Source organism: Arthrobacter sp. U41, from assembly GCF_001750145.1.
Lineage (GTDB): Bacteria > Actinomycetota > Actinomycetes > Actinomycetales > Micrococcaceae > Arthrobacter.
Window position 1 is genome coordinate 1,156,634 of sequence record NZ_CP015732.1, and the last position, 24,188, is coordinate 1,180,821.

Consider the following 24,188-nt stretch of genomic DNA (forward strand, 5'->3'; position numbering starts at 1 on the left):
ACTACCAGCCGGCTCCGACACTTTGTCTGTCACCCCCACTCCCGGTTATCCACAGCCCGGGTCCGGCCTTGCGGGGCCCGGCTGTAAGGGAAGGCGTTATGCAGCCAGTAGAGGATTTCCGTATCCACGGCTCGATATCCAGCAACGTTAGCCCCCCATCCGGCGGGCACCAACCCGACCGGATGCCGACCCTGTGGATAACCTGTGCACTAGTGGCGCCTGCTTGTGCACAGCCTGTGGGAACAGCTGTGGATAGAAAATTAGTTGCGGCCACAATATGCCACTGACCTGCGGAAACACCGGGTTCATCTTGTGGACACAAAAGTTTTTCCGCCAAAGTTCATCCACAGCCCGCAGACTGCGGCTGGGGATACTCGGCGGGCCATGAGGCCATACAAGGCCGGAAATATGCACATTTCGTGATGGTCCTCACCCGGGCCCCGGAATTGACGCCGCGCACGGCCCAGGGTATGCCAAGCGCGGAATGTGCTGTGGATAACTGCGATCTGGCATAAGCTCTTCACATGGGCGATGTACTGCTAGTCATACTGCCTGCCCTCATCCTGGCAGCGGTCCTCTGGGCGTTTGCCACGGCCCTCAAGCCACGTGATCTCGGCATGTCCGACGCGGACCGCTATCAGCAGGAACTGGCCGTTCGTTCACAGGCGCATTACGCCGCTCAGGTCCAGGCCGCCACTGCCGCCCGTGCCCGCGTCGACGCAGCCACCCGTCCCAGCCAGAACGAGCAACAGCAGTCCCAGCAGGCCGATCACGCCCGCAGGGCCTTGCGCGCCCAGGCGGGATCAGCACCTGCTGCAGGGATGCCCGGCTACCAGGGGCCGGTACTGCCCGGTGGCCAGCTGAACCCGCAGTTCGCGCTGCAGCTCCAGTCGATGGCCCGGAACGGCAAAAAGATCCAGGCCATCAAACTGCTGCGGCAGGCTACCCATTCAGATCTTTTGACCGCCAAGAAATATGTAGATCGGCTGTAGTTTCATGGAATCCCTGCTCATTCCCCTCCTGATTTTGGCGTTCGTCGGAGCCGGCGTTCTGCTGGGCGCCCGCGTGCTCAGCCGCCGCGACGCCAGGTCCCGGCCGGAAGCCGCCGCCCCGCCAGGACGCGACCCGGTCCAGCTTGCGCGCGACGCCGCGGCGAAACTTACCCAGGAGCAGCACCGCCGCCTCTACGGGCTGATCGCCCAGGGGCAGGCCATGGCCGCCATCAAGCTGTACCTCGAGGCCACCGGAGACGGCCTGCGGGCCTCCCGCGATGCGGTGGGGGCACTGGCCGCCCACCCGCAGCCCTTCCGGCCCGAAGCACCCGTAGAGGCTCCCGGCGAGGACGAGGACGACGCGCCGCAGCGTTTCGCCTACCGTTACCGCGCGATCGCCAGCAAGGGCGATGTCACGCGCGAGGTCAGCAGCAACATGCTCAATGACGAGATCTATGGCAGGATCCGCACCCTGGCCAGGAGCGGTGACACCGAAGCCGCGGCCGAGGCGCTCACCCGCCACTCGGATATCTCGATCAAGCAGGCCCGCGAATTCATCGCCCTGCTCGAGGACTGAACGCAGCCGCCTAGGCTAGAAGTCGAACAGCTCGCCGAGCCAGCCCTCCTTCTTTTTGGTGCGGCGGCGGTCGTCGTAGCGCGGCTGGTCATAGCGCAGGCGCTCACGGCGTTCGTCGTGCCGGCGGTCGTCGTAGCGGGGGTCATCCGGTCGCCGTTCCTCCCGGCGCGGGTCCACAGTGTAGAGCGGCGGCGGAACGGGGCCGGACGCCACCGGCGGCAGGGGCGGGGCGGCCGGGGCTGAGGAGGCGCCACCCATGGTCTCAGCCACCCGATCCAGGATCTTGTCCAGTTCCCCGCGGTCCAGCCATACGCCGCGGCACTGGGGGCAGTAATCGATCTCGACACCACTGCGTTCGCTCATGATCAGGTCAATTGAATCCACAGGACATTTCATGTCCCCCACAACGACCCGCGGCCCCAAATAGTTCGTTGGGGTGGCCGGCGCGTCAGTGGCGGCCCGAAATTCCGGCGAGCAATTGTTCGAACGGCAGCGACTCGAGGGCAGCCTGTTTCTGCTGCGGCTGCGTTCCCTGCAGCAGACCGACAAACTCCCCTGCTGCCCTGTCGATCCGCGCGGAGAGGGGCGAGCCGCCGTCGTCGTTGTTGCCCCAGTCCTGGGGTCCGGCAAAGACGGCGGTGTTTGCCGTCCGGGTCCGGAGGTACGTGAACAGGGGACGCATGGCGAAGTCCAGGACCATCTGGTGCCGGTCCGTTCCGGCGGTGGCGCCGAGCAGGACCGCCTTGCCCTCGAGGGATTTGGGGTCGAGAACGTCAATGAAGGACTTGAAGAGCCCGCTGTAGGAGGCGCTGAAGACGGGACTGACGGCGATGATGCCGTCCGAGGCCTCCACCCCGGCGATCACTTCGGCCAGCTTCGGCGCCGCATAGCCGGTGACGAAGTTGTTGGCGATATCCACGGCGAGGTCCCGCAGTTCCAGCACCTCGAGCTCAACGGCATAGCCTGCAGCGGCGAGTTGACGTTCCGCGGAGGCGGCCAGCTGGTCGGCGAGCAGGCGGCTCGACGAGGGAACGCCGAGTCCTGCGGAAAGAACGGTAATGCGGCGGGATTCCACGGTGGTACTCCTCAAATCGTTTCACGGGCACAGACGTTGGTACATGCGTTTGCATCTACCTGTACAAGCCCGGGCCCGCGCCGTTTATTCCCGCCGGTGTTGCCCTACCAGTTTTGGACCCCAAAGGGACAGCATGGCAACCCGAAGTGAGAGCGCAACGAGGGCGGCCTGACGCCGCGGCCGTCGCGTTGAGTCACTCAGAGCAGGACAAAGCCCTCGATGCAGCTCACCGAGGTGCCGCCGACCCAGATGTCATCCCCCGCTGCGTCGATGTGGACCCGGCCGGCCCGGCCCAGCACCGTTCCCTGCGCCGCAATGTAGGACTCCGGCGCCCGGCCGCTGCGGATCAGCCACTCGGCCGCACCGGCGTTGAAGCTGCCGGTGACCGGGTCTTCCGCCGCGGCGTCGCCCGGGACAAACGTGCGCACTTCGAATCCGACCTCGGATCCGGCGGGATGGGGGCCGATCACGCCGACTTTGAGTCCCGCCATGGCCGCGTAATCGGGCCGGATGGCGAGCACCAGCTCCGCTGACTCCAGCAGCACACCGGCCCAGTCCGGGCCGTTGACCAGCCAGGACGCGTCCAGCAGCGCCTCCCGCGGCAGCCTCAGTCCGGCGGCGATGCGGGCGAGGTCCCGGTCTCCCACCGGACCGGACCGGGTGAGCTGCGGGGCCGCGAAAGCCAGCCGGCCGCCGTCGCGCTTCACCCTGACGAGCCCGGCGCCGCACTCCTGGACGAGCATGCCGTCCTGCTTGGGTACGCCGCCGGCTTCGAGCCAGGCATGAGCTGAGCCGAGGGTGGGGTGGCCGGCAAAGGGGAACTCCTCGCTGCCGGTGAAGATCCTGACCCGATAGTCGGCCCGGAGGTCGGTGGGCGGAAGCAGGAACGCGGTTTCAGCGAGGTTCGTCCAGTTGGCGAACTGCTGCATCACCTCCGCGGTGAGATCCCCGGCGTCGATGACCACGGCCAGCGGATTGCCCCGATAGGGCTCGGCCGAGAATACGTCCACCTGGGCGAAGGGGCGGAGGCGGGGCGTAGGTGCAGTCTGCGAGGTCACTGCCGCAGGCTACCACCGCCACGGGTCCGGCTGACAATGCTTCAGCGGTCTGCGAGACTTCCCGCATGGCTGCGAATAAGACCCAAAACAAGACGACAGCAACCGGCGCGTCCGTCGAGGCGTTTCTCGACGCGGTCGAGCATCCCGTCCGCCGCAAGGACGGCTTCCGGCTGCTGGAACTGATGTCCGCAATCACGGGGCAGCCGGCAGAGCTGTGGGGTCCGTCGATTGTCGGTTTCGGCCGCTACCACTACAAGTACGCGAGCGGCCGCGAGGGGGACGCCCCCGCCGTCGGCTTCTCGCCCAGGAAGTCGAGTCTTTCCCTCTACGGGCTGAGCTACGGGCCGGAGTCGGCGGAGCTGCTGGGGCGGCTGGGGAAGCACAGGACCGGCGCCGGGTGCGTCTACGTCAACAAACTCGACGACATCGACGGGGCCGTGCTGGCAGAGTTGATCCGGCACGGCTACCGCCACGTGACCACAGCCCTGCACCAGACCTAGGCGCCTCCAACCTACTCCAGCAACGCGGGGTCATTTAGCGCCCGTAACGCCGCCCCCTTTGGGCCGTAGATGACCCCGCGTCGGCGTTAAAAGCGGAAAGCCTCCGCGTCCGGTTCCCAAGTGGGATCCGAAGGCGGGGGCCTTCCAGCAGTTCAGGACTGCAGAGCCGGTGAGGGCTACTTGCCTGCGACTACGTCGAGTTCGATCACAGCGGCAACGTCGTTGTGCAGACGGACGTTGGCCTGGTAGGAACCAACCGACTTGATGTGCGTCGGCAGTTCAACCTTGCGCTTGTCGATGCGGCCAAGGCCAGCGGCCTCAACAGCGTCGGCCACGTCGCCCTGCTTGACGGTGCCGAACAGGCGTCCGGTCTCGCCAGCCTTGACAACGAGCTTGACCGGCTTGGCGGAGAGTGCAGCGGCCTGCTTCTGAGCGTCTTCCAGGGAAGCGTGCTCGCGGGCGGCGCGGGCAGTCTTGATGGACTCAACCTGCTTCTCGCCACCCTTGGACCAGGTCAGAGCGAAGTTGCGGGGCAGCAGGTAGTTACGTGCGTAACCGTCCTTGACCTCGACAACATCGCCTGCAGCACCGAGACCGGTTACTTCGTGGGTCAGTATGAGCTTTGCCATGTTAGTTAATCCCTTCCTTAGCCGCGGCCAGCGCCGGAGTAAGGCAGCAGAGCAACTTCGCGGGCGTTCTTGATTGCCTGGGCGATCTTGCGCTGTTCCTGCACCGTGACGCCAGTGACGCGACGGGCGCGGATCTTTCCGCGGTCGGAGATGAACTTGCGCAGCAATGCTACGTCCTTGTAGTCGATGACAGTGATGTCAGCGGCCTTCAAGGGGTTGGACTTTGGTTTGGGCTTACGGAGTTCAGCCTTAGCCATCGTGGAGCTCCTATTCGATGGAGCCCGTGGATATTGATCCACGGGATGGTGGTGATCCGACGCCGGTCAGCGCCCGTCCGCCTTGCGGCGTTCCGGCGGGTTCCGTCGTCGGACCTTGATGTTGTTTAGAAGGGAGGTTCGGAATCCGGGCCGTTGCCCCAGCCACCGCCTGCATTGCTGACACCGGGCGTGGCCCAGGGGTCATCCTGCTGTGCGGGCTGCTGGTTGCCGCCCCAGGTTCCGCCCGAGTTGCCGCCCTGGTTTGAACCAGAGCCGCCGCCGAAGCCGCCACCGCTGTTGCCGCCGGCACCGCCGCCGAAGCCGCCCTGGGCGCCGTTGCCGGCACCCCCACCGCCGGAGCGCTGGGTGCGGTTGACCTTGGCGTTGGCGTAGCGCAGGCTGGGGCCGATTTCATCGACCTCAAGCTCGATAACGGTGCGCTTCTCGCCTTCTTTGGTTTCGTAGGAACGGCTCTTCAGCCGGCCGGAAACAATCACGCGCATGCCCTTGGTCAGGGATTCGGCGACGTTCTCGGCTGCTTCACGCCATACCGACGCGCGGAGGAACAGGGTTTCCCCGTCCTTCCACTCATTGGACTGGCGGTCGAAGGTGCGGGGAGTAGATGCGATGGTGAAATTCGCTACTGCCGAACCTGACGGTGTGAACCTCAGTTCGGGGTCACTGGTGAGATTACCGATGACCGTAATAGTGGTTTCGCCTGCCATCTACTGCCTCCTTGTTCGTTCCTGCGGGGTGAAGAGTGAAAATCGAGAGCTGAAATTACTCAGCAACAACCTTCTGTACTTCGGGGCGGGTGATCTTGGTGCGCATGATGGTCTCATTGAGGCTCAGCTGGCGATCAAGTTCCTTGGCGGTAGCCGGCTCAGCGGTGAAGTTCACCACGGCGTAGATACCTTCAGTCTTCTTCTGGATTTCGTAAGCCAGGCGACGGCGGCCCCAGATGTCAACCTTTTCGATGGTTCCACCATCGGTCGTGATGACGTTCAGGAACTTCTGAAGCGTTGGCTCAACGGTACGCTCTTCGACCTCGGGGTCGATGATTACCATCAATTCGTAAGGACGCATATGTGAACCCACCTCCTTTGGGCTAAGCGGTTACGGCATTTCCGTAACAGGAGGTTCATTTGCGGTGCCATGTGCCCGCTTCGCCCCCAGGAACGGGGGCAGGGCGCAGCACAGACTTCAACAGCTTAGTGCATCGGGGCCGGATTCCGCGATTCCATCCCCGTCCAGGGTAGGCGCGGCCTGCGGCGCTCCGGAAGCGAAGCCGGCCGCCATGTGGACAACCCTGTGCCATGATCGGGGCATGAGATCCGGCCCCACGATCCGCGACAATCCCCGGCCGGTCCGGCGCAGCCGGCTGCGCCTGGCGGTTATGCTCCTCGCCGGGGTGCTCGCGGCCGCGGCGGCCGGCCAGGCCGGGCACTGGGTGGAGGCCCCCGCGGTTGGCTGGGGCAGCGCCTCGTTGACCTACGTCGTCTGGGTCTGGCTGGCGATCGGCCGCTTCAACCCGGCCGAAACCCGGGCGCATGCCACCGCAGAGGATCCTTCACGCAGCATCACCGACCTGCTGATCCTGGCGGCCAACGTCGCCAGCCTCGGCGCTGTGGCCGCCGTCGTCGTTGATTCCCACGCCGGCGACGGCGGATCCCGTTTCGGCGGCGGACTCCTGGCACTGGGGTCGGTGGCCCTGTCCTGGCTACTGGTGCAGACGCTGTTCACGCTGCGGTACGCCGAGCTCTACTACAGCACGGGCGGGAAGGCCGGGCCGGCAGTGGGCGGCATAGATTTCAACCAGGAAGGACCCCCGCAGTACACCGACTTCGCCTACCTCGCCACGAGCCTCGGTATGACCTACCAGGTCTCGGACACTGCCCTGCAGAGCCACGGCATCCGGGCGGAAGCCCTCAAGCACAGCCTGTTGTCCTACCTCTTTGGCACCGTCATCCTGGCCACGACGATCAGCCTCGTCATCAGCCTGGCCTTCTGAAAGCGTGAGGGGCCCACAGCCCGTCCGTCCTTGCCTGCATCGGGCATCCGAAGATTTTCGGGCCGGAAAACGAGTAGCGGACATGAAAACTACTCGACTTCCGTCGATGCCCTACTCGACTATCCGTGTGGCCTAGGCCGCCGGCAGAGCCCCGGCTTATATTTGCTGTCAGTATCACCAGCGGACGAACCTTCCGCGACAAGTCCGCGGACTCATCGCCGCGCTTGCCGCGGGCAACCCTGGTGAGGACCGTATCGGGAGTGCCGGCCTGATGAACAACAGAGCACGGTCTCTCCTCCAACGGACGGGGACCGCATGCCTGAAGAGCGCCGCAGCGAGAAGAGCCTCGATGACGCCGCGCGAATTCTGGTCTATCCCCATGAGCTGGCGCTGGGCGGCAGCCATGTCAACGCCTTCGAGCTGGCGGGCGCCGCACGCGACCTGAGGCGTGAAGCGGTGGCGCTGGCATAGGAATGGAGTGTAGTGATGATTGGTGCAGTATCGGGCGGCTCAGAGCTGACCGTCCTGACCCCGAGTTACCGACCCGACGCCGAGTTGTGCGCTGACCTGAATCGTTCGGTGATGGAACTGACAGACGACGTCGAACACCACATCGTAGTCCCGCATAGTGACCGGAAGTACTTCAGCGCAATGGAGGGGAGGCGAACCTTCGTCCACGACGTAGGCGAGTTCCTGCCTCGCCACCTGGTGAAAACTCCCGGCACAAACGTCTGGGTGAACGCGCTCCGCCCGTGGCCTCCCGTGCGCGGCTGGATCGCCCAGCAGCTCGTGAAGCTCTCTGCAGCGGCCTCTTTCGACGCCAGGGGCGTGCTGCTGATGGACTCCGACATGGTGCTGATCCGCAGGACCTCCCTGGACTCCTTCATGCAGAACGGGAATCCAGCGTTTTACCGCAACCCCGGGGCGGTTCATGCAGGTCTTCCCATGCACCGCAGATGGCACGAAACCTCCCGTTCATTATTGGGGTTGGCGCCGCCCCCGGCGGAAAATCTCCCCGACTACATCAGTTGGCCGTGCCTTTGGGAACCCGAAATTGTGCGCGGTCTGCTTTCCATGGTCGAGGCACAGACGGGCCGGACCTGGGCCACGGCCATCGGCAGCCAACTCCACTTCTCGGAAATGATTCTTTACGGGGTGTACGTGGACGAGGTCCTGGGCGGACGGGAATCAACCACGTCCGGCATGAAGAGCGTCGTCTATTCGGAGGAACGCCCGCTGGGCCCGGCGGAACTGTCCGCCTTGCTGGCCGGCGTCGTGTCCGACGATCTTGCCGTCATGATTTCGGCGAAGTCGGGAACCGACCTGAACCATCGCCGGCAGGCCCTGGCCGACGTCCGGGTCGCGCTGGCCGACGAAAGGAAGAGGGCCTGAGAATGGGCACCATACAGCGACTGACCGACATCGCATCGCGGATGAAGCGGGACGGCACCGGGGACCTCTTTCGGCGGGGAACGCGAAAAATCGCCCAGAAGGCCGGGGACTGGCTGAGCTGGGCCGAACTGGACCTCCCCCTGCGGCCGGAGGACATTGCAGATCCAGAAACGGTCCGCCGCCCGACGGACTATCCCGTGAAGGAGGGCAGCCTGCACATTGGGTGGGTCTGCACTCCGCCTGGAGCCGGATCAGGAGGGCATACCACCCTCTTCCGCATGGTCGAGGGCCTGGAGCGGCACGGCCACAACTGCACGCTGTTCCTGTACGACGTCAACTCCGACGATGTCACCCGCCATGAGGAAGTGATTCGGCGGTGCTGGCCCGGGATGAAGGCGGCCATCACGTCGGCAACGCCCCGCATCGACGGGGTTGATGCGGTGGTGGCAAGTTCCTGGCAGACGGCTCATGTGGTGGCGTCCCGGGTTGCCACTCCCATTCGCCGGTTCTACTTTGTCCAGGACTATGAACCCTATTTCTATCCGCGCGGTTCCCTCTACACACTCTCGGAGCTGTCCTATCACCTGGGGCTGGGCCTTATCGCCCTGGGCGACATGGTGGCGACGCAGCTTCAGAAGGAATCGGGTCTCGCGCCGGCCCTGACGGTCCCGTTTGGCTGCGACACGGACGTGTACCGGATCCTGGATGAGTCCCGCAGCCCGGCGTCGCGGAACGGCGTTGTCTTTTATGCCAAGCGGAGCAACGACCGCAGGGGATACCTGCTGGCCCGGCTGGCGCTGGAACGCTTCCACGAGCTGCACCCGGACGAGGAAATCCATGTCTACGGCGACCGCGTGGCGAACTGGGCTATTCCGGTGACCAATCACGGGAATCTCACCCCGGCTGAACTGAACGAACTCTACAACCGCGCCAAGGCCGGTCTGGTGATGTCATTTACCAACATCTCCCTCGCCGCAGAGGAACTCCTGGCCGCCGGCTGCAGGCCGGTCCTCAACGACTCGGCCCTGGCCCGGGCCGATCTTCCCGGACCAGCAGCCGTTTGGGCCCGGCCGACCCCCGCAGGCCTGGCCGCCGCGCTCTCGTCCCTGGTCGACGACCGGACCCTTACAGCCGCTCCCGCCGCGCCATTTCAGGTCAGGCCGGGCTGGGGCCAGACCCAGGCCATGGTGGCGGGTGTGATCGAATCGGCCTGCAAAGGTGTCCTGAGCCGCGGATGAGCAGGGCCCTAAACTCTGCGCTGGAAACAGTGATCTCTGAAAACGTCTTGTCAATGCGGGCTGTGCGGGTGGCGCTATCTGAGTAGGATGGCGCACAGGCCGGCCCTGCCGGCCCCTCCCACGAAGACCTTCAAGCTTTGAAGGGGTTCCTATGGTTAAGTTCGGAAATCTGGTCCCTGAGCTTCCGGGGCGGACCAAGAGCTTCGCCCGCGTAATGAATACGCCGCACTGGGTGCGCAACCCGGGCACCGACGGTCGGGACCGCGTCACCGATCCGATTCACAGCACACGCGGCGCCGGTATCCTGGCACAACTCATTCGAGGGGTATAGCCCATGAAACGCAGCCCAGAACGGTCCCCCGCGGCTTTGACAGCCGCCCTTTGTTTAGCGATAGTAATGCTGCTCAGCGGGAGCGGAGCGCCCCCCGGGCAGGCGCTTCCGGGGGGCGCCGGAAGCGCCGCGACGCCTTCAGAGGGAGCTGCGGCGGCCCGGAGCCTCCGCGCAGTGGATGGAGGCCCAGGTTTCTACGGCGGATTCGAGAACCCCCTGCCGGCAACACCGGGGTACTTCCCCCTTGGGGTGTGGCTGGAAAGCGTCCTGGAGCCGGACGATATCCGAAAGGACAAAGCCGTCGGGCTGAACACCTACGTGGACCTGACGGCGAACTCCAATACCGCCTTGCTGCAGCCCGCCGGTGTCCATGCCTTGACGAGCGGACCGTCTTCCTCGACCTCGGGCTATGTCCTCGCCGACGAACCGGACATGTGGGCGGGCCCAGGGTCGTCAGAATGGACCGGGAAGTGGCCCGGGCAGGGTGAAATCTGTAAGCCCGCAGGCGTGCCCTGCGGCTATACGGTGCAGCGGACGCTGTCGGCGCCGATTGCCGACGAAATCATGAAATATGCCAACTACGGCAAGGGTGTCAGCTTCTGGGAGAGCGATGAAGAAGCGTCCGTCTTCGTCAATGAGTTCCAGGACGTGGTTTCGGTCGACAACTACTGGTTTACGGATCTCAATATCTGCGGCCAGGGTGAAGGTGGCGGAAGCATGGGGCGGGAGCGGGACCTGACAGAGCAGGAATGCAGGCTGGCCGCCAACTATGGCTGGACGATTGACCGGGTCCGCTCCCTGATCCGGCCGGCCGGCAGCAAACCGGTGTGGGCGTTTGTGGAAGTCGGACACCCTTTCACCGAGGACCAAGCTCCCACGATTACCGGCCCGGAGATCCGTGCTGCCGTTTGGAGCAGTCTGATCCACGGAGCACGCGGGATCGTCTACTTTAATCACAGCTTCGGGGGCGACTGCCAGTCGCAGCACGTCCTGCGGGACGCCTGCGGAGACGAGGTCAGGCCTTGGGTCACCGCGGTCAACACGCAGATCACCGGCCTCGCCCCGGTCCTCAACGCGCCGTTCCTGGACGGCGCCCTGGCCCACGGCCCGGGCGTTGAGACGGCCGTAAAAGTGCACGGGGACGATCTCTACGTTTTCGCCGGCTCGGCGCAGGCGGATCCGCAGGACGCTGAGTTCACCCTGGCGTGCCTGCCGGGCGCGGCAGTGACCGCAACAGTCCTGGATGAGGACCGCACGGTGAGCATCGGTAACGGTGTCTTCAGGGACACGTTCGTGGACGGCAATGCGGTCCACCTCTACCGGATCGCCGGGGCCGCCGCCGCCTGCGTACCCTAGCGCGTCCGCTGTTCCGCGCGCGGGGCGCTTACGCCGCCGTGCGGAAGAACCGCTGCGTCACCTTCGCGAGCCGGTAGGGGTCCTCGACGCCGCAAAGTTCACGGGCCGAGTGCATCGAGAGCAGGGGAACACCGACGTCGACCGTCCGGATCCCGAGGCGGGTGGCGGTCAGCGGGCCGATCGTGGAGCCGCAGGGCATCACGTTGTTGGAGACGAACTCCTGGTAAGGGATGCCGGCGTCTGAGCACAGCCGCGCCCAGAGGGCCGCGCCGGTGGCATCGGTGGCATAGCGCTGGTTGGCGTTGATTTTCAGCAGCGGGCCGCCGTTCAGGGCCGGCCGGTTGGCCGGATCGTGCCTCTCGGCGTAATTGGGGTGAACGGCGTGCCCGGCGTCGGCGGACACGCAGAACGAGGCCGCGAAAGCCTGCCGCCGCTGGCTCGCCGAGGCTCCGAGCCCGTCGGAAATCCGCACCAGCACGTCCTCGAGGATGGGTCCGCTCGCACCGGAGCGGGAGGCCGAGCCGATTTCCTCATGGTCGAACGCGGCCAGCACGGCAATCGGCGACCCGGCCGGCAGCGGCGCGGCCGCGTGGTCGATCAGCGCGGTAAGCCCGGCATGGGTTGCCGACAGGTTGTCCAGCCGGCCGGAGGCGAAGAATTCACTCCTCGCCCCGAACACCGCCGGGGCCTGGGTGTCCGCGATGACGATGTCGTAGCCGCCGATCAGGGCCGCATCCACGTCCGCGCCGGCAACCCGGTCCGCCAGCAGACCCAGCAGGTCCTCCCCGGCCGGGTTGCCGAGCCCGTAGACCGGGTTCATGTGCTGCTGCTTGTCCAGGGCCAGTCCCTCGTTCACAGCGCGGTCCAGGTGGATGGCCAACTGCGGGAAACGCAGCAGCGGCCCGGTGGCGGTGAGATGCTGGGTGCCGTCCCGCATCACCAGCCGCCCGGCGAGCTGCAGTTCGCGGTCCAGCCAGGAGTTGAGCAGCGGGCCGCCATAGACCTCGACGCCGGCCTGCAGCCAGCCGAATTTGCCGCTCGTGGGTTTGGGCTTGAGCTTGAACGACGGCGAGTCGGTGTGGGCGCCCAGGATGTTGAAGCCGGTGGTGGAACCGGCCGTCTCGGGGGTGACCCAGGCGATGATCGCCCCGTCCCGGATCACGTAGAACTTCCCGGTGCCGGGGGCAGCCTCCCAGGCCTCCAACTCGTCGAGGGCGGTGAATCCTGCCTGATCCAGCCGGCTGGCGGCCTCATGAACGGCATGGAAGCTCGACGGCGACGCGGTGACGTACGCGCCGAGGTCCTGAATGTGGGCTGCGGCCGTGGACTCTGAAGGCATGGCTCCGAGTCTAGCGCCGTGGCGTCGGGCCGGAGGCTCCTACACGGTGACGTTGAGTCCGGCCGTGTACCCGCCGGACGCTGTGCCGGTCATGGTGGCCAACTGGTAGATACCGCCGTCGTGCCGAAAACGTTGTCCGAGTTCAGCGTGGTCCGCGGGAAGTTCCGGGCGCTGGATTCGTAGCCTGCCGAGGCGTAGACCTCCTTGCACGCGGCGTCGGTGAGCGCGATCTGGGACACGGCGAGGACCTGCCCGGCCGCCGTCGCGTTGTTCATCGACTCAAACACCTCGAAGTGGATGTGTGGCCAGCGGCCGCTGTACGCGCCGGGGAAGATGGTCTCGAAGGTGACCTGGCCGTTGACGTCGGCCGCCTGGACGCCGCGGAGGTAGTTCTCGTTCTTCAGGCCCGCGTCGTACATGGAGTATTTGCCGTCCTGGTCACAGTGCCAGGCGTAGACAGCGGCCCGGCCAGGGGCGCACAGCCATTGGCGTTGTCGAGCAGGGTCAGCATGACGGTCAGCGGCACGCCGTCGTCCCTGGTGCCGGAGCTCCCGAAACTGGAGGTGATGTCCTGCCGGACCACTCCCGAGGCGGACAGGACATTCGGGCCGTTGGAGCCGTCGCCGGGGTACGGTCCGGCGGTTTCCCGGGGTATTTCGACGCCGCACTCGGCAATCGCGCGCGTCAGGGTGGGTGACGCGGAGGGTGTGGCGGCGGCGGCCGCAGCTCCGGTGGTTGCCGGCGTCGACCCTGTCGCTGCGGCCGTGGCGGACGCCGCACCTGCGGAGGAGCCGCCCGGAGTACAGGCTGCCAGGGCCGCAGCCGTGCCGGCGCCGAGGAACATGCCCAGCGATCGGCGGCTCATCAGGGTGGAGAGGTCGAATTCCAGGCCGCGGTCGTGGTTGGGATGCGGCCCGTGTGGTGGCTGCGGAGAAGTGGTGGTCATGCGTCCATGGACCCCCGGGGTGCTATGCCCTGACTAGGCCCTTCCTGTGCGGCCGCTGTGGTTTGGGCCGCCGCAGCCCGGGCGCTGGCCGGCCGCGGGACATGCCCTCCGCACGCGCCCGGGGCTGGACATGTCCCGCCGACCCCGCGGGACATGCCCTTCGCTGCTGGCGGCGGGTGGACATGGTGCCAATACGTCCAGCGCTCCGCCGCAGGACTGGGCATGTCCCGTGGTGCAGACGAACGTTCCCTCCGGCGGCTAGGACGCCGGTCCGGCACCCACCGTGGCGTCCTCCGCCGGCATGGCGGTCCTTGCCCTGGTCGCGGAGGCGGGCTCGGTCGGGCCGGCCGTGGTGTCGTGGTCGCCGGCGGCGGGGGTCTTTCCGCCGTTCTTGCGGTAGCGCCAGACGCCGATACCGACCACGACGGCGGCGAGGGCCAGGGAGAGCAGCAGCGATTCCCGGGTGGAATCAAGGACAACCATGCCGACCAGCAGCGCCACGATGCTGACGATGGCCACCCAGGTCAGGTAGGGGAAAAGCCACATTTTGAGCTGGAGGTCCTTGGCGGCCGCGCCCATCCGCCGGCGAAGGATCAGCTGCGAGCCGGCGATCACGAGCCAGACGAACAGGGCGATGGCCCCTGAGGTGTTGACCAGGAACAGGAACACGGTGTCGGGGGCGATGTAGTTCAGGCCGACGGTGATGAATCCGACCACGGTGGAGGCCAGGACGGCGGCGGCCGGAACGCCGCGCTTGGAGATCCGCATCCAGGACTGCGGCGCGTCGCCGCGGCGGGAGAGCGAGAACAGCATCCGGCTCGCGGTGTACAGGCCGGAGTTGAGGCAGGACAGCACGGAGGTCAGCACAACGATGTCCATGATTGTGCCGGCGCCGGGGATGCCGTACAGCTCGATCACGGCTACATACGGGCTCTTGGCCACGGAGGCGGAGTTCCAGGGCAGGAGGGTGACCACGATCGCGATGGAGCCGATGTAGAAGACGAGGATGCGCCAGACGGTGGACTTCACGGCCTTCTTGACCGCATCGACGGGGTTTTCGGATTCCCCCGCGGCGATGGTGGCGATTTCAGCACCAAAAAAGGAGAAAACGACCACGAGAATGCCTGCCAGCACGGCGCCCGGTCCGTTGGGCATAAAGCCGCCGTTTTCCAGCAGGTTGCTGACTCCGGGGGCCGGCACGCCCGGGATGAAGCCCAGGATTGCCGCGACCCCGAAAAGCAGGAACAGCGCGATCGCCGCGACCTTGATGGAGGCAAACCAGAACTCGAACTCGCCGAAGGACTTCACCGAGCCCAGGTTGGTCAGGGTCAGCAGCACCATCAGCACAAGGGCCCAGACCCACTGGTCGATCCCGGGCACCCAGCGGTGCATGATAGCCGCGCCCGCCGTGGCCTCGATGCCCAGCACGATGATCCAGAACCAGGCGTACAACCAGCCGATGCTGAACCCGGCCCAGCGGCCCAGGGCCTTGTCCGCGTAGGTGGAGAAGGAACCGGTTTCCGGGTTGGCCGCGGCCATCTCGCCCAGCATCCGCATGACCAGGATGACGACGAGTCCAGCCGCCGTGTAGGCGACGAGGATGCCGGGGCCCGCCTGCTGGATCGCCGCGCCGGAGCCGACAAACAGGCCGGCGCCGATCACGCCGGCGATGGCGATCATGGAAAGATGCCTGGGTTTCAGGGATTTGGAGAGTTGCTGGTCAGCCTGCATGAAGCGCCGTCCTTCGGGGATTGTGCGGGTCCGCGGTGGATCGTGAAAGTTGTGTGCCGGACCACATTGACGTTTCACCCTAGGCCGGGAGGGGAGTCTGACGGTCTGTGCAATCCCACAAATGACGGCCGGTAAATCCGGGCACAGCTCCAGGAGGTGCGCGCTGGAGGCAAGGAAAGTTGCCCCACGGGCAATTCTGAAATGTGCCGGAAACCACTGGCCCCGGCCCCCGGCCCGCACGGCCGGCCCCCACCCGGCTCAGTAGTCGGGGTTGCTCGGCACCACCAGGCCGGTTTCGTAGGCGTAGACGACCGCCTGGACCCGGTCCCGCAGGTGCAGTTTTCCGAGGATCCGGCGCACGTGCGTTTTGACGGTGGCCTCGGAGAGGAAGTACCGGTGCGCAATCTCGGCGTTGGACAGCCCCTCTGCCAGTGCCCCCAGCATCTCGTTTTCCCGCGGGGTAAGGTCTTCCAGCAGCGGGTCCTTGGGCGGCCGGAGCCCGGCAGGCGATCCCTGCCCGGAGGCACCGGGCGTGCCCGCGGTCCCGCCGGCGCCCGACCCGCTGCCCTGGACATAGGTTTCCAGCAGCCGCCGGGTGATGCGCGGCGCCACCACCGCGTCCCCGCCGGCCACCACCCGGACGGCGCTGATCAGTTCGGCGGGCGCCACGTCTTTAAGCAGGAAGGCCGAGGCCCCGGCCCGGAGCCCGGCGAAGGCGTATTCGTCGACGTCGAAAGTGGTCAGGATGATGATCTTCGCGTGCGCGCCGGACGCGGTGATCGCCCGCGTGGCCTCGATCCCGTCCAGCACCGGCATCCGCACGTCCATCAGCACGACATCGGGCGCGAGATCCCGGACCTGGCCCACCGCCTCGGCGCCGTCGGACGCCTCGCCGACAATGCTCAGATCGTCCTCGCCCTCCAGGATCAGGCGGAAGCCCATCCTCAGGAGCGGCTGGTCATCCGCCAGCAGGATGCGGATCGGTCCGGTCCCGCTCATCGGTTCCCCCTCACTCATCTGCCCTCACCCATGTGCCCTCACTTGGCGTTGTCGCCGTTCCAGTGCAGGACGGCGTGCACGCGCCAGCCGTGATCGGTGCTGCGTCCTGCCGTCACGGTGCCCGCGTAGATGCGGGCCCGCTCCAGCATTCCGGCGAGGCCCTGGCCGCTGCCCACGGACCCGGGGTAAACCCGCGCCCCCGGGGCCGCGGCCGAGCCGTCGGAGCCGACGGAGCCTTTTCCATCGTCGACGACGTCAATGGTGACCGTGGATCCGTCCCGGACAACCGCCACGTCCACCCGGCCCAGGGAACGGCCGTAGCGCAACACGTTCGTGAGTGACTCCTGCACGATCCGGTAGACGGTCAGCTGGAACGCGGCATCGTCGGGCAGCGACGGTCCGGTGTGCGTGTAGTGCAGCGGGAGCCCTGCGGTGCGGAAGCCCTCCAGCAGTTTGCTCAGGTTGTCCCCCGCCACCACGGGTCCGCGCGGTTCCTGCCCGGGGGCCGAATCGTCGCGCAGCACACCGAGGACGCGCCGCATGTCGGCCAGTGCGGTGCGGCCGGTGCGGGAGAGCTCACCGAGTGCCTCCGAAGCCCGCGCCGGGTCCTTTTTGACCACGACGGCGGCCCCGTCCGAAAGGCTGATCATCACCGTGAGCGAGTGCGCCACGACGTCGTGCATTTCGCGGGCGATGCGGTTGCGTTCCGTGACCGACCCGAGCCGCGTGGCCCTTGAGGCCCAGGCGGCAACCTCGTGCTCGTGCTCGCGCCGCTGCCGGACCGAGACGCCAACCCCGGTGGCGATCACGTTGGAGAGCGTAATGCTGACCCCGGCGGCGATGCTGCTGATCAGCTGGAAGTTCTCGGGTGTGTTCACGCCCATGTCCGGCAGACGGCCATCCAGCGGACCGACGGCCAGCAGGGCGTACAGGAACACCAGCGGCGCCGTGGCCGCAACCAGGGACACCAGGGCGAAACGCCGGCCGCGCGCCACCGCCACCGAGTAGAGCGCAAACCACAGCCCGGCGGCGACGTTGGAGCCCCACGGGTGCAGCAGGGTCAGGCCCGCTTCCAGCACCGCCACCACCACAATCACCGGGACCGGATGGCTCCGCCGGAACAACAGCGACGCTGCGGCCGCTGCGAGCAGCACGGGCGCTGCCCAGACGCCGTCGAGCACGGACTCCACCGCGGTGGGGCTGACCAACAGCAGGTAGCAGGCAACGACCACGGCGTCCATGGCCCGCGGATGCTGGAACAGGTAGCGCCGGATCCGGCCGCGGCGGCGGGCGGTGAGTTCAGCGAGGGACGCGTCAGCCTGGGCGGCCGGCGCGTCCTTCACCGCAACTGCATCGATCATGCTCTGAGCCTAGACGGTGGCCGGGGCCCTAAACGTCACGCTTTTTCAGCAGCACGGCGGCCAGGACCACCGGGATGACAACCCAGGCGCCCAGCACCAGGGCGGCCTGCCAGGCTTCCAGCGTGTCCGGGACATGCTGGACGGCGGTCAGCGGCTCGACCGTGTTTCCGGGCAGGTACTTGCGGGCCTCGACGAAGAAATCGCCCGGGATCAGCTGGAAGGCGATCGGTGCCACGAAGAACAGCCCGACCAGGCTCATGATGCCGCCGGCGGAGTTGCGGATCAGCGAGCCCAGGGCCATGCCGATGGCGGCGACGGCCGCGACGTAGAGGCTGTTGACGAGCAGCATCTTCACCGACTGCGAACTGGCGAGGTCCAGCTTGAGGTCGTAATTGTCCAGGATCGGCAGCGACACCAGGCCGGCCAGGAACACGGAGGCCGCCGTGAGGACGAAGGCAGTCACCATGACGACCAGCAGTTTGGCGGCGAAGGCCGGGATCCGCTTCGGGACGGCCGCGAAGGTGGAGCGGGCCATGCCTGTGGTGAACTCGGAACTCATCAGCAGCACACCCAGGGAGCCCAGGATCAGCTGGGCGAAGGCGATGCCGGAGGTGGGGACGCCAACGGCAAGGTCCCCGCCTTGGGCGGCGAAGGCAGCGGGCGCCTGCGGGTCGGTGGCCGCCGCCTCGGCGAACTGTCCCGTTCCCCAGGCGGAGAGGGCGCCGAAGCCCACGACCACCAGGACGGTGCAGCCGAGCAGGATCAGGGTGGACAGGAGGGTGCGGAACTTGATGAATTCGGAGTTCAGCACCCGCAGGAAGCTGGGGCCCGGGCCGGTGCTGGTGCCGGACGTTCTGCCGGCAGGGGCGTCTCCGGCGGCGGCGTGCGCGCCGCCGCGGCGGGAGGGGTCAAGGGTGGTGGAGCTCATGGCTTAGTTGCCTCCGGACTGGACGGGAGCGGCAGCACCCGTGGTGATCAGCGAGTGGTATTCGACCTCATCCTTGGTCAGTTCCATGTAGGCCTCCTCGAGGCTGGCCTGAAGCGGCGTGAGTTCGTAGATCATGACGTGGCTGTCGAGGGCTGCGCGGGCGATCTGGCGCGGATCCAGGCCCGTGACTTCGAGGAGTTCGTTGTCCTGCAGCTCCATGGACACGCCGGCGCCGGCGAGCAGGTGCATCAGCTGGTCCGGCTGGTCGGTGCGGACGCGGGTGCGGATCCGTCCCTTGCCGTTGATGATGTCCTGGATCGGCGCATCGGCGATGATCCTGCCGCGGCCGATCACGATCAGGTGGTCCGCGGTCACGGCCATCTCGCTCATCAGGTGGCTGGAGAGAAACACCGTCCGTCCCTCGGAGGCCAGATGCTTGACGAGATTGCGGACCCAGACGACGCCCTCCGGGTCCAGACCGTTGACCGGCTCGTCCAGGATGACGGTCTGCGGATCGCCGAGCAGCGCCGCGGCGATTCCCAGCCGCTGGCCCATGCCGAGCGAGAAGCCGCCGACCTTCTTCTTGGCCACATCGGCCAGGCCCGTCATTTCGATGACTTCGTGCACGCGTTTCTTGGGGATGCTGTGCGTGGCGGCCATCGCCAGGAGGTGGTTGTAGGCCGAGCGGCTGGTGTGGACGGCCTTGGCGTCGAGCAGCGCGCCGACATCGCGCAGCGGCGCGGAGTGCCGGGCGAACGGTGTGCCGTTGACGGTGACGGTGCCCGACGTCGGCCGGTCCAGCCCCATGATCATGCGCATGGTCGTGGATTTGCCGGCTCCGTTCGGGCCCAGGAAGCCGGTGACCCGGCCGGCTTCGACGGTGAAGTTGACTCCGGCGACGGCGGTCTTGTCGCCGTAAACCTTGGTCAGGCCTCGTGCTTCGATCATGGAAGCGTTCCTTTAGCTAGCGGTGGGGGTGGTGTACACACCACGCTACCGAGGCGGGGAGCCGATTTCGCCGGTCTCAGGGATGATTCAGGGTCAAATCAGGGTAGTCCGCGAGGATGACACGGCGGCCTTCAGGAGACCGGCGAGTAGTACGTCAGGGCGCCGGGCATGACCGAGAATTCAACGCCGCGGACTCCGGGCATGACTTCCCCGTCCATCGCGAGGACCATGGTGGTGTCCCCCGGTTCCACCCGGATCCTTCTGGTTTCGCTGAGGTGGGTGATCCGGGACGTGGCCACGGTTCCGGTCAGCACCGACCACAGCAGCCGGAGCCGGGCAAAGGATTCGTCCGCGGTGATCATCCTGAGGTCGAAGACACCGTCGTCCATGACCGGGCGGACCAGCGGGGCATGGTCGCGGGGGTAGTACCGCCCGCGTCCGATGTACAGGATCCAGAGTTTGTGCCGCACGCCGTCGACGATCACGGTGGTGGGCGTTTCGGCAGCGAAGGTCCGGAACATGGCGACGACGCCGGCCAGGGGTTTTCCGAGGGCCGGCTGGAGCAGCTCGCGCCGGCGGACCAGGTTGGGGTAAAGGCCGATGCTCGCGGTGTTGAGCATGGTCAACTGCAGCAGCTCCGGGCTCTCGGGAAGTCCGCGCTCCACCGTTACGAGGCCGAGGTCCGCCCGTGCCGCTTCGCCGCGGGATGCGGCCGCAACAGCGGCCGTGAGGTTCGGGGTTCCGGCGTCCCGGGCGAAATGGTTAAGGGTCCCGCCCGGCAGGACCAGGAGCGGGAGGGAATACTCGACGGCGGTGGCTGCCGCGATGCCGACCGTGCCGTCCCCGCCCCAGACACCCAGGGCCCTGACCCCGGGCCGGCCGGCCACCCGGGAGATCTCCTCCGCGAGGTCCTTGGCCTGGTCAATCTCATGTATATACGCTTTGGGGAATACCTCTTGGAGGGCTGCTGCGGTTTCCTCCCCGTACGAGCCCCCAAGGGTATTGACCGCTATCCCCAGGCCCTCACCTTCCGGAAGCTCCGCGGCTTTCACGGCGGTCCGCCGGATCTCGGGGAAGGGTGGACGAACCGGCCACCATTTGCGCGTGATCATGGCGGCCCCGGCCCCGATCGCCGACCCGAAGAAGACATCCGAGGGCCAGTGGGCGCCGGTGTGCACCCGGGAGTAGGCTACTCCCGCCGTGAGGGGTGCCAGCGCTGCGCCGAGCGCCGGCCGCACGAGACCCACGCCGAGGGCGAAGGCGACGGCCGAGGCGGAGTGGCCCGAGGGCATGGAGGAGCTCGTGGGTTGGGGATGGACAAACCTGAAGACCGGCAGGTGCTCCGGAAGCGGGCGCGCGCGTGGCAGCAGCGTCTTGAACCCAAGATTCGTGACGGCGGACGCCACTGCCTGGGCCAGCAGTCCGTGGAGGGCTGCACGGCGCGTCCGCCCGGGGAAGAGGGCCATCACGCCGGCGATGCCGAACCAGAGCTTGCCCTTGTTCGCCGCGGCGGAAAGCCGCCGGAAGAACACGTCATGGTGGCCCCCGGGGAAGCCGGACACGGCGCGTACGAGTTTGCGGTCGAGTTTCCCCAGCCGTACCGGCGCCTTCCTCAGCATGCTGCGCATCCGACCACCTTACTGCCGGCGCAGTCCCGCGCGATGTCAGACAGGGAAGCGAGCCGGCGGTTCTGCTGCGGCAGGGTTCAGCCCGCCGCCGCGGACGCTTGGCTAGGATGAGGCAATGACCCGGATGCTGGAGCCTCAGCGATTGGCAACGGGCCGCGTGCTCGCGGCCACCACGCTCCTGCTCGCGCTGGGCGTGGTGCTCGGCGGACTGGTGCTGGCCGAGGAGTGGCTGCCCCCTGTCCAGGGCCTGGACGAAGGCTGGGCCCGCTGGATGGCGTCACTGCGCAGTCCGTTCTGGGACGTGGTGAACGCCTTCCTTAACCTGGCCGGCTACCGGGGTGTCCTGCTGTTCCACGTGCTGCTCGTCGTGGCCCTGCTGCTGAGAAGCCGCCCGCAGGCGGCCACCTTTGCCGCCGCCGCCGCTGTCGCCGTCCTGATTTCCACCCAGCTCCTGAAGGCGGGCATTCTCCGTGACCGGCCGGAGAACACGGTGGTCCTGACCGATACGGGGTCCTTCCCCTCCGGACATGTGGCCAGCACCGCGGCATTGCTGGTGGTGGTGGCCCTTCTCGTGGGGCGGGCCTGGCTGTGGGTGCTGACGGGGCTCGGTGTGCTGGCGATGATGGTCAGCCGCACGTACCTGTCCGCCCACTGGCTGGTGGATACCGTGGGCAGCGTGTGCCTGGCCGTCCCGGTGGTGCTCCTGCTTTGGCTCGTCTTCCAGGACATATGCATCCAGGAGAATACAGATGCCCGCCGGATGCTTAGCTGGCGCGCAAGGGCTTCGCGGCGCCGGCGAGCAGCAGCGCACCCAGGATCGGAATCATGATGGTCAGCAGGGCCATCCGGATTCCAACCAGGTCTCCGAGGTAGCCCAGCAGCGGCGGGCCGGCAAGGAACGCGACATACCCGATCGTGGATACAACCGACACCCGGGCGGCGGCATGCTTGGGATCGTCCGCCGCGGCGGACATCCCCATCGGGAACGCCAGCGCGGCGCCGGCTCCCCAAAGCACGGCACCGGCCGTGGCCAGCCAGAGGTCGCCAGCCAGCACGAAGAGCCCCAGTCCGCCGGCGGCGGCGGCCATGCTCACGCGCAGCACTGCCACGCGGCCGTAAACATCGATCGCCCGGCCGCCGAAGAAGCGCACTGCGGTCATGGCCAGGACGAAGGCCGCGAACAGCAGCGCACCGGCGGATTCCGTGGCCTCCAGTCCGCCGACTGCGGCTTTGGCGATCCAGTCATTTCCGGCGCCTTCGGTGAGGGTCGCACCCAGCACCACAACGCCAATCAGCAGCGTCCGTCCGTCCCGCCAGGCCGGGCCGCCCCTGGCTTCCTTCGTCTCCCCGGCTGTCGGAGCGGGCGCCGGGGTGTGCGGCAGGAAGTACCTTGGCGCAAGGAAGGTCAGGGCGGCGACGATGCCGGCGATCACCAGCAGGTGCGCCGGGAGCCCGACCCCAAGTCCCGCCAGGCCCGCGCCGATCAGGGCGCCCAGGAACGCGCCGCCGCTGAAGGCGGCGTGGAACTGCGGCATGATGGTCCGCCCGAGCTGGTGTTCGACGTCAGCGCCTTCGATGTTCTGGGACACGTCCCAGAGTCCGATGCCCATGCCAAAGAAGAACAGCGCAATGCCTGTCCCCGGGACGGACTCCGCGAGCAGCGCCAGCGCCACACCGACGCCGGCCAGGGCCGCGACCAGACCGGCACCCCGCACGGCGTTGGCCGTCCCGATCCGGCCCACAACGGGGCCGGCGGTGGGCAGTGCGATCAGGGAGCCCGCCGCCACGCACAGCAGCAGTGTTCCCATCTGGCCGGAGGAGATGTGCAGGATCTCCGTCACAGCGGGGATGCGGGCGGCCCAGCTGGCGAACACCAGCCCGTTGATTCCGAAGATCAGGAAGGTGGCCGCGGCAGCGGCATCGAGTTGCGGGCGGGTTGCCGTCCTGGTCATGCGATCACTACTTCCACCGAGTGTTGGGCGATTTGGGCTAGTTCTTCGGGACTTAGATGCTTGTCCGTCACGAGGACGTCCACGGCATCGAGGGATGCGACGAGAGCGACGGCGCTGGCGTCCCATTTGGTGCCGGAGCAGGCGACGATCACCCGGCCCGCGGATTCCAGTCCGGCGCGTTTCACGGCCGCGTCGTCGAGGTCGTGCGCCAACAGTCCGTCCCGGAGGTTCAGCGCGCAGGGCGTGAGCACGGCCGTATCGAACCGCAGCGAACGGATGTTGGATTCCGTCATGGGCCCGCGGAACGACAGTTCGCCCACTGTCAGGCTCCCGCCCGGCAGCAGCAGCTCGGGACGCCGGCCGGCAGCCGGGCCGCCGTCGGCCAGCGCGTTGACGGCCCGCAGCGACATCGGCATCAGGGTCATTTCGCGATGCCGCAGCTGGCGGGCCACCTCGGTGGCCGTGGTGCCGCTGTCCAGCCAGACGTGCCCGCGGTCCTCGAGCAGCGAGGCAACCCGGGCCGCAATCCGCACCTTGACGGCGTGGTCCTCGAGTTCGCGCTGCCGGTATTCGGGGTTCCCGCCACGCAGCACGAGGCTGCGGGCCCCGCCGTGGACCCGGCGGAGAACGCCATGGCGTTCCAGTACATCCAGGTCCCGCCGGATTGTGGCCCCCGAGGCGCCACATTCGGTGATGAGCTCGTCGACTGTCACGTGCTCCCGATGGCGCAGCAGCTCGCCGATGCGGCGGTGGCGCTCCTCAGTAATCATGGTCAAATGCTAACGCGGCATGATCATATAGTCAGAAATTTGCTCAGATGCAGCCCGGCCAATGGCTTTGAGCCCAACGCTCCCTCACGTTGCACCCGAAAAACGCCAACCCTCCCTCGCCTGATGAGGGAGGGTCGGCGTAAAACGTGCAGGAGCTGAGGGAGGGTCGG

The 24,188-nt window shown here is 67.0% G+C and carries 25 protein-coding genes and 1 pseudogene; 9 read left to right on the forward strand and 17 right to left on the reverse strand.

The genetic code is table 11. The annotated features are described in order from the left end of the window. Nucleotides 1-524: 524 nt before the first annotated feature. Nucleotides 525-992, forward strand: a complete 468-nt coding sequence (locus ASPU41_RS05455) for a hypothetical protein (RefSeq protein ID WP_069950065.1) — start codon at nucleotides 525-527, stop codon at nucleotides 990-992. A gap of 4 nt (nucleotides 993-996) precedes the next feature. Beyond that, on the forward strand, nucleotides 997-1,569 hold the full coding sequence (locus ASPU41_RS05460; RefSeq protein WP_069950066.1) for a hypothetical protein: 573 nt from the start codon (nucleotides 997-999) through the stop codon (nucleotides 1,567-1,569). Nucleotides 1,570-1,584: 15 nt separating this feature from the next. Here the strand turns inward: ASPU41_RS05460 and ASPU41_RS05465 are convergent, their stop codons facing one another. The 3 genes from ASPU41_RS05465 to ASPU41_RS05475 all read right to left on the reverse strand — a co-directional run bounded on the left by ASPU41_RS05465 (nucleotide 1,585) and on the right by ASPU41_RS05475 (nucleotide 3,702). Beyond that, a complete protein-coding gene (locus ASPU41_RS05465; RefSeq protein WP_231941176.1) occupies nucleotides 1,585-1,932 on the reverse strand; it encodes a TFIIB-type zinc ribbon-containing protein in 348 nt (115 codons plus the stop codon). Between the two features lie 85 nt (nucleotides 1,933-2,017). Then, nucleotides 2,018-2,644, reverse strand: a complete 627-nt coding sequence (locus ASPU41_RS05470; RefSeq protein ID WP_069950068.1) for an FMN reductase — start codon at nucleotides 2,642-2,644, stop codon at nucleotides 2,018-2,020. Nucleotides 2,645-2,841: 197 nt separating this feature from the next. Further along, nucleotides 2,842-3,702 carry a PhzF family phenazine biosynthesis protein gene (locus ASPU41_RS05475; protein ID WP_069950069.1) on the reverse strand — a complete coding sequence of 287 codons (861 nt, stop codon included), beginning with the start codon at nucleotides 3,700-3,702 and terminating at the stop codon, nucleotides 2,842-2,844. Nucleotides 3,703-3,767: 65 nt separating this feature from the next. Here ASPU41_RS05475 and ASPU41_RS05480 point away from each other — a divergent pair, with 65 nt between their 5' ends. After that, nucleotides 3,768-4,202: a DUF1801 domain-containing protein gene (locus ASPU41_RS05480; protein WP_069950070.1), complete on the forward strand. Its 435-nt coding sequence runs from the start codon at nucleotides 3,768-3,770 to the stop codon at nucleotides 4,200-4,202. Between the two features lie 176 nt (nucleotides 4,203-4,378). On the opposite strand, the gene rplI is transcribed toward ASPU41_RS05480, so the two are convergent. The 4 genes from rplI to rpsF form a co-directional block, all read right to left on the reverse strand. Continuing rightward, nucleotides 4,379-4,831 carry a 50S ribosomal protein L9 gene (gene rplI, locus ASPU41_RS05485; RefSeq protein ID WP_069950071.1) on the reverse strand — a complete coding sequence of 151 codons (453 nt, stop codon included), beginning with the start codon at nucleotides 4,829-4,831 and terminating at the stop codon, nucleotides 4,379-4,381. A 17-nt stretch (nucleotides 4,832-4,848) separates the two neighbouring features. Beyond that, nucleotides 4,849-5,088, reverse strand: coding sequence for a 30S ribosomal protein S18 (gene rpsR / locus ASPU41_RS05490; protein WP_003800144.1), 240 nt, complete (start codon nucleotides 5,086-5,088; stop codon nucleotides 4,849-4,851). Nucleotides 5,089-5,213: 125 nt separating this feature from the next. Next, entirely contained in the window at nucleotides 5,214-5,813 is a 600-nt protein-coding gene (locus ASPU41_RS05495) for a single-stranded DNA-binding protein (RefSeq protein ID WP_069950072.1), read from the reverse strand. Between the two features lie 55 nt (nucleotides 5,814-5,868). Further along, a complete protein-coding gene (gene rpsF, locus ASPU41_RS05500) occupies nucleotides 5,869-6,174 on the reverse strand; it encodes a 30S ribosomal protein S6 (RefSeq protein ID WP_069950073.1) in 306 nt (101 codons plus the stop codon). A 241-nt stretch (nucleotides 6,175-6,415) separates the two neighbouring features. Here rpsF and ASPU41_RS05505 point away from each other — a divergent pair, with 241 nt between their 5' ends. The 5 genes from ASPU41_RS05505 to ASPU41_RS05520 all read left to right on the forward strand — a co-directional run bounded on the left by ASPU41_RS05505 (nucleotide 6,416) and on the right by ASPU41_RS05520 (nucleotide 11,416). Next, entirely contained in the window at nucleotides 6,416-7,099 is a 684-nt protein-coding gene (locus ASPU41_RS05505) for a DUF1345 domain-containing protein (protein ID WP_069950074.1), read from the forward strand. Nucleotides 7,100-7,414: 315 nt separating this feature from the next. After that, on the forward strand, nucleotides 7,415-7,570 hold the full coding sequence (locus ASPU41_RS22530) for a hypothetical protein (protein WP_157356942.1): 156 nt from the start codon (nucleotides 7,415-7,417) through the stop codon (nucleotides 7,568-7,570). Nucleotides 7,571-7,585: 15 nt separating this feature from the next. Beyond that, nucleotides 7,586-8,491 (forward strand): DUF6492 family protein, encoded by a 906-nt coding sequence (locus ASPU41_RS05510; protein WP_231941177.1) that lies wholly within the window; start codon nucleotides 7,586-7,588, stop codon nucleotides 8,489-8,491. A gap of 2 nt (nucleotides 8,492-8,493) precedes the next feature. Then, a complete protein-coding gene (locus tag ASPU41_RS05515; RefSeq protein WP_069950075.1) occupies nucleotides 8,494-9,729 on the forward strand; it encodes a rhamnosyltransferase WsaF family glycosyltransferase in 1,236 nt (411 codons plus the stop codon). 505 nt (nucleotides 9,730-10,234) lie between these two features. Beyond that, nucleotides 10,235-11,416, forward strand: a complete 1,182-nt coding sequence (locus ASPU41_RS05520; protein ID WP_231941178.1) for a hypothetical protein — start codon at nucleotides 10,235-10,237, stop codon at nucleotides 11,414-11,416. 28 nt (nucleotides 11,417-11,444) lie between these two features. Here the strand turns inward: ASPU41_RS05520 and ASPU41_RS05525 are convergent, their stop codons facing one another. The 8 genes and pseudogenes from ASPU41_RS05525 to ASPU41_RS05560 all read right to left on the reverse strand — a co-directional run bounded on the left by ASPU41_RS05525 (nucleotide 11,445) and on the right by ASPU41_RS05560 (nucleotide 21,296). Next, nucleotides 11,445-12,755: a M18 family aminopeptidase gene (locus tag ASPU41_RS05525; RefSeq protein WP_069950077.1), complete on the reverse strand. Its 1,311-nt coding sequence runs from the start codon at nucleotides 12,753-12,755 to the stop codon at nucleotides 11,445-11,447. A 39-nt stretch (nucleotides 12,756-12,794) separates the two neighbouring features. Next, a pseudogene (locus tag ASPU41_RS05530) lies at nucleotides 12,795-13,701 on the reverse strand (intradiol ring-cleavage dioxygenase). A 258-nt stretch (nucleotides 13,702-13,959) separates the two neighbouring features. Continuing rightward, complete coding sequence (locus ASPU41_RS05535; protein ID WP_069950078.1) at nucleotides 13,960-15,432, reverse strand: amino acid permease; 1,473 nt, start codon at nucleotides 15,430-15,432, stop codon at nucleotides 13,960-13,962. Between the two features lie 258 nt (nucleotides 15,433-15,690). Further along, nucleotides 15,691-16,431, reverse strand: a complete 741-nt coding sequence (locus tag ASPU41_RS05540; RefSeq protein ID WP_069950079.1) for a response regulator — start codon at nucleotides 16,429-16,431, stop codon at nucleotides 15,691-15,693. Nucleotides 16,432-16,469: 38 nt separating this feature from the next. Beyond that, nucleotides 16,470-17,792, reverse strand: a complete 1,323-nt coding sequence (locus tag ASPU41_RS05545) for a sensor histidine kinase (RefSeq protein WP_069950080.1) — start codon at nucleotides 17,790-17,792, stop codon at nucleotides 16,470-16,472. A gap of 28 nt (nucleotides 17,793-17,820) precedes the next feature. Then, a complete protein-coding gene (locus ASPU41_RS05550; RefSeq protein ID WP_069950081.1) occupies nucleotides 17,821-18,720 on the reverse strand; it encodes an ABC transporter in 900 nt (299 codons plus the stop codon). A gap of 3 nt (nucleotides 18,721-18,723) precedes the next feature. Continuing rightward, a complete protein-coding gene (locus ASPU41_RS05555) occupies nucleotides 18,724-19,668 on the reverse strand; it encodes an ABC transporter ATP-binding protein (protein WP_069950082.1) in 945 nt (314 codons plus the stop codon). Between the two features lie 131 nt (nucleotides 19,669-19,799). Next, complete coding sequence (locus tag ASPU41_RS05560) at nucleotides 19,800-21,296, reverse strand: bifunctional phosphatase PAP2/diacylglycerol kinase family protein (RefSeq protein ID WP_069950083.1); 1,497 nt, start codon at nucleotides 21,294-21,296, stop codon at nucleotides 19,800-19,802. 115 nt (nucleotides 21,297-21,411) lie between these two features. Here ASPU41_RS05560 and ASPU41_RS05565 point away from each other — a divergent pair, with 115 nt between their 5' ends. After that, the gene (locus ASPU41_RS05565) at nucleotides 21,412-22,125 is read left to right on the forward strand and encodes a phosphatase PAP2 family protein (RefSeq protein ID WP_069950084.1); all 714 of its coding nucleotides are present in this window, start codon (nucleotides 21,412-21,414) and stop codon (nucleotides 22,123-22,125) included. On the opposite strand, the gene ASPU41_RS05570 is transcribed toward ASPU41_RS05565, so the two are convergent. Beyond that, nucleotides 22,061-23,248: an MFS transporter gene (locus ASPU41_RS05570; RefSeq protein WP_069950085.1), complete on the reverse strand. Its 1,188-nt coding sequence runs from the start codon at nucleotides 23,246-23,248 to the stop codon at nucleotides 22,061-22,063. The genes ASPU41_RS05565 and ASPU41_RS05570 overlap by 65 nt on opposite strands. Continuing rightward, nucleotides 23,245-24,018 carry a DeoR/GlpR family DNA-binding transcription regulator gene (locus tag ASPU41_RS05575; protein WP_069950086.1) on the reverse strand — a complete coding sequence of 258 codons (774 nt, stop codon included), beginning with the start codon at nucleotides 24,016-24,018 and terminating at the stop codon, nucleotides 23,245-23,247. The genes ASPU41_RS05570 and ASPU41_RS05575 overlap by 4 nt, the downstream gene beginning before the upstream one ends. Nucleotides 24,019-24,188: the final 170 nt, after the last annotated feature.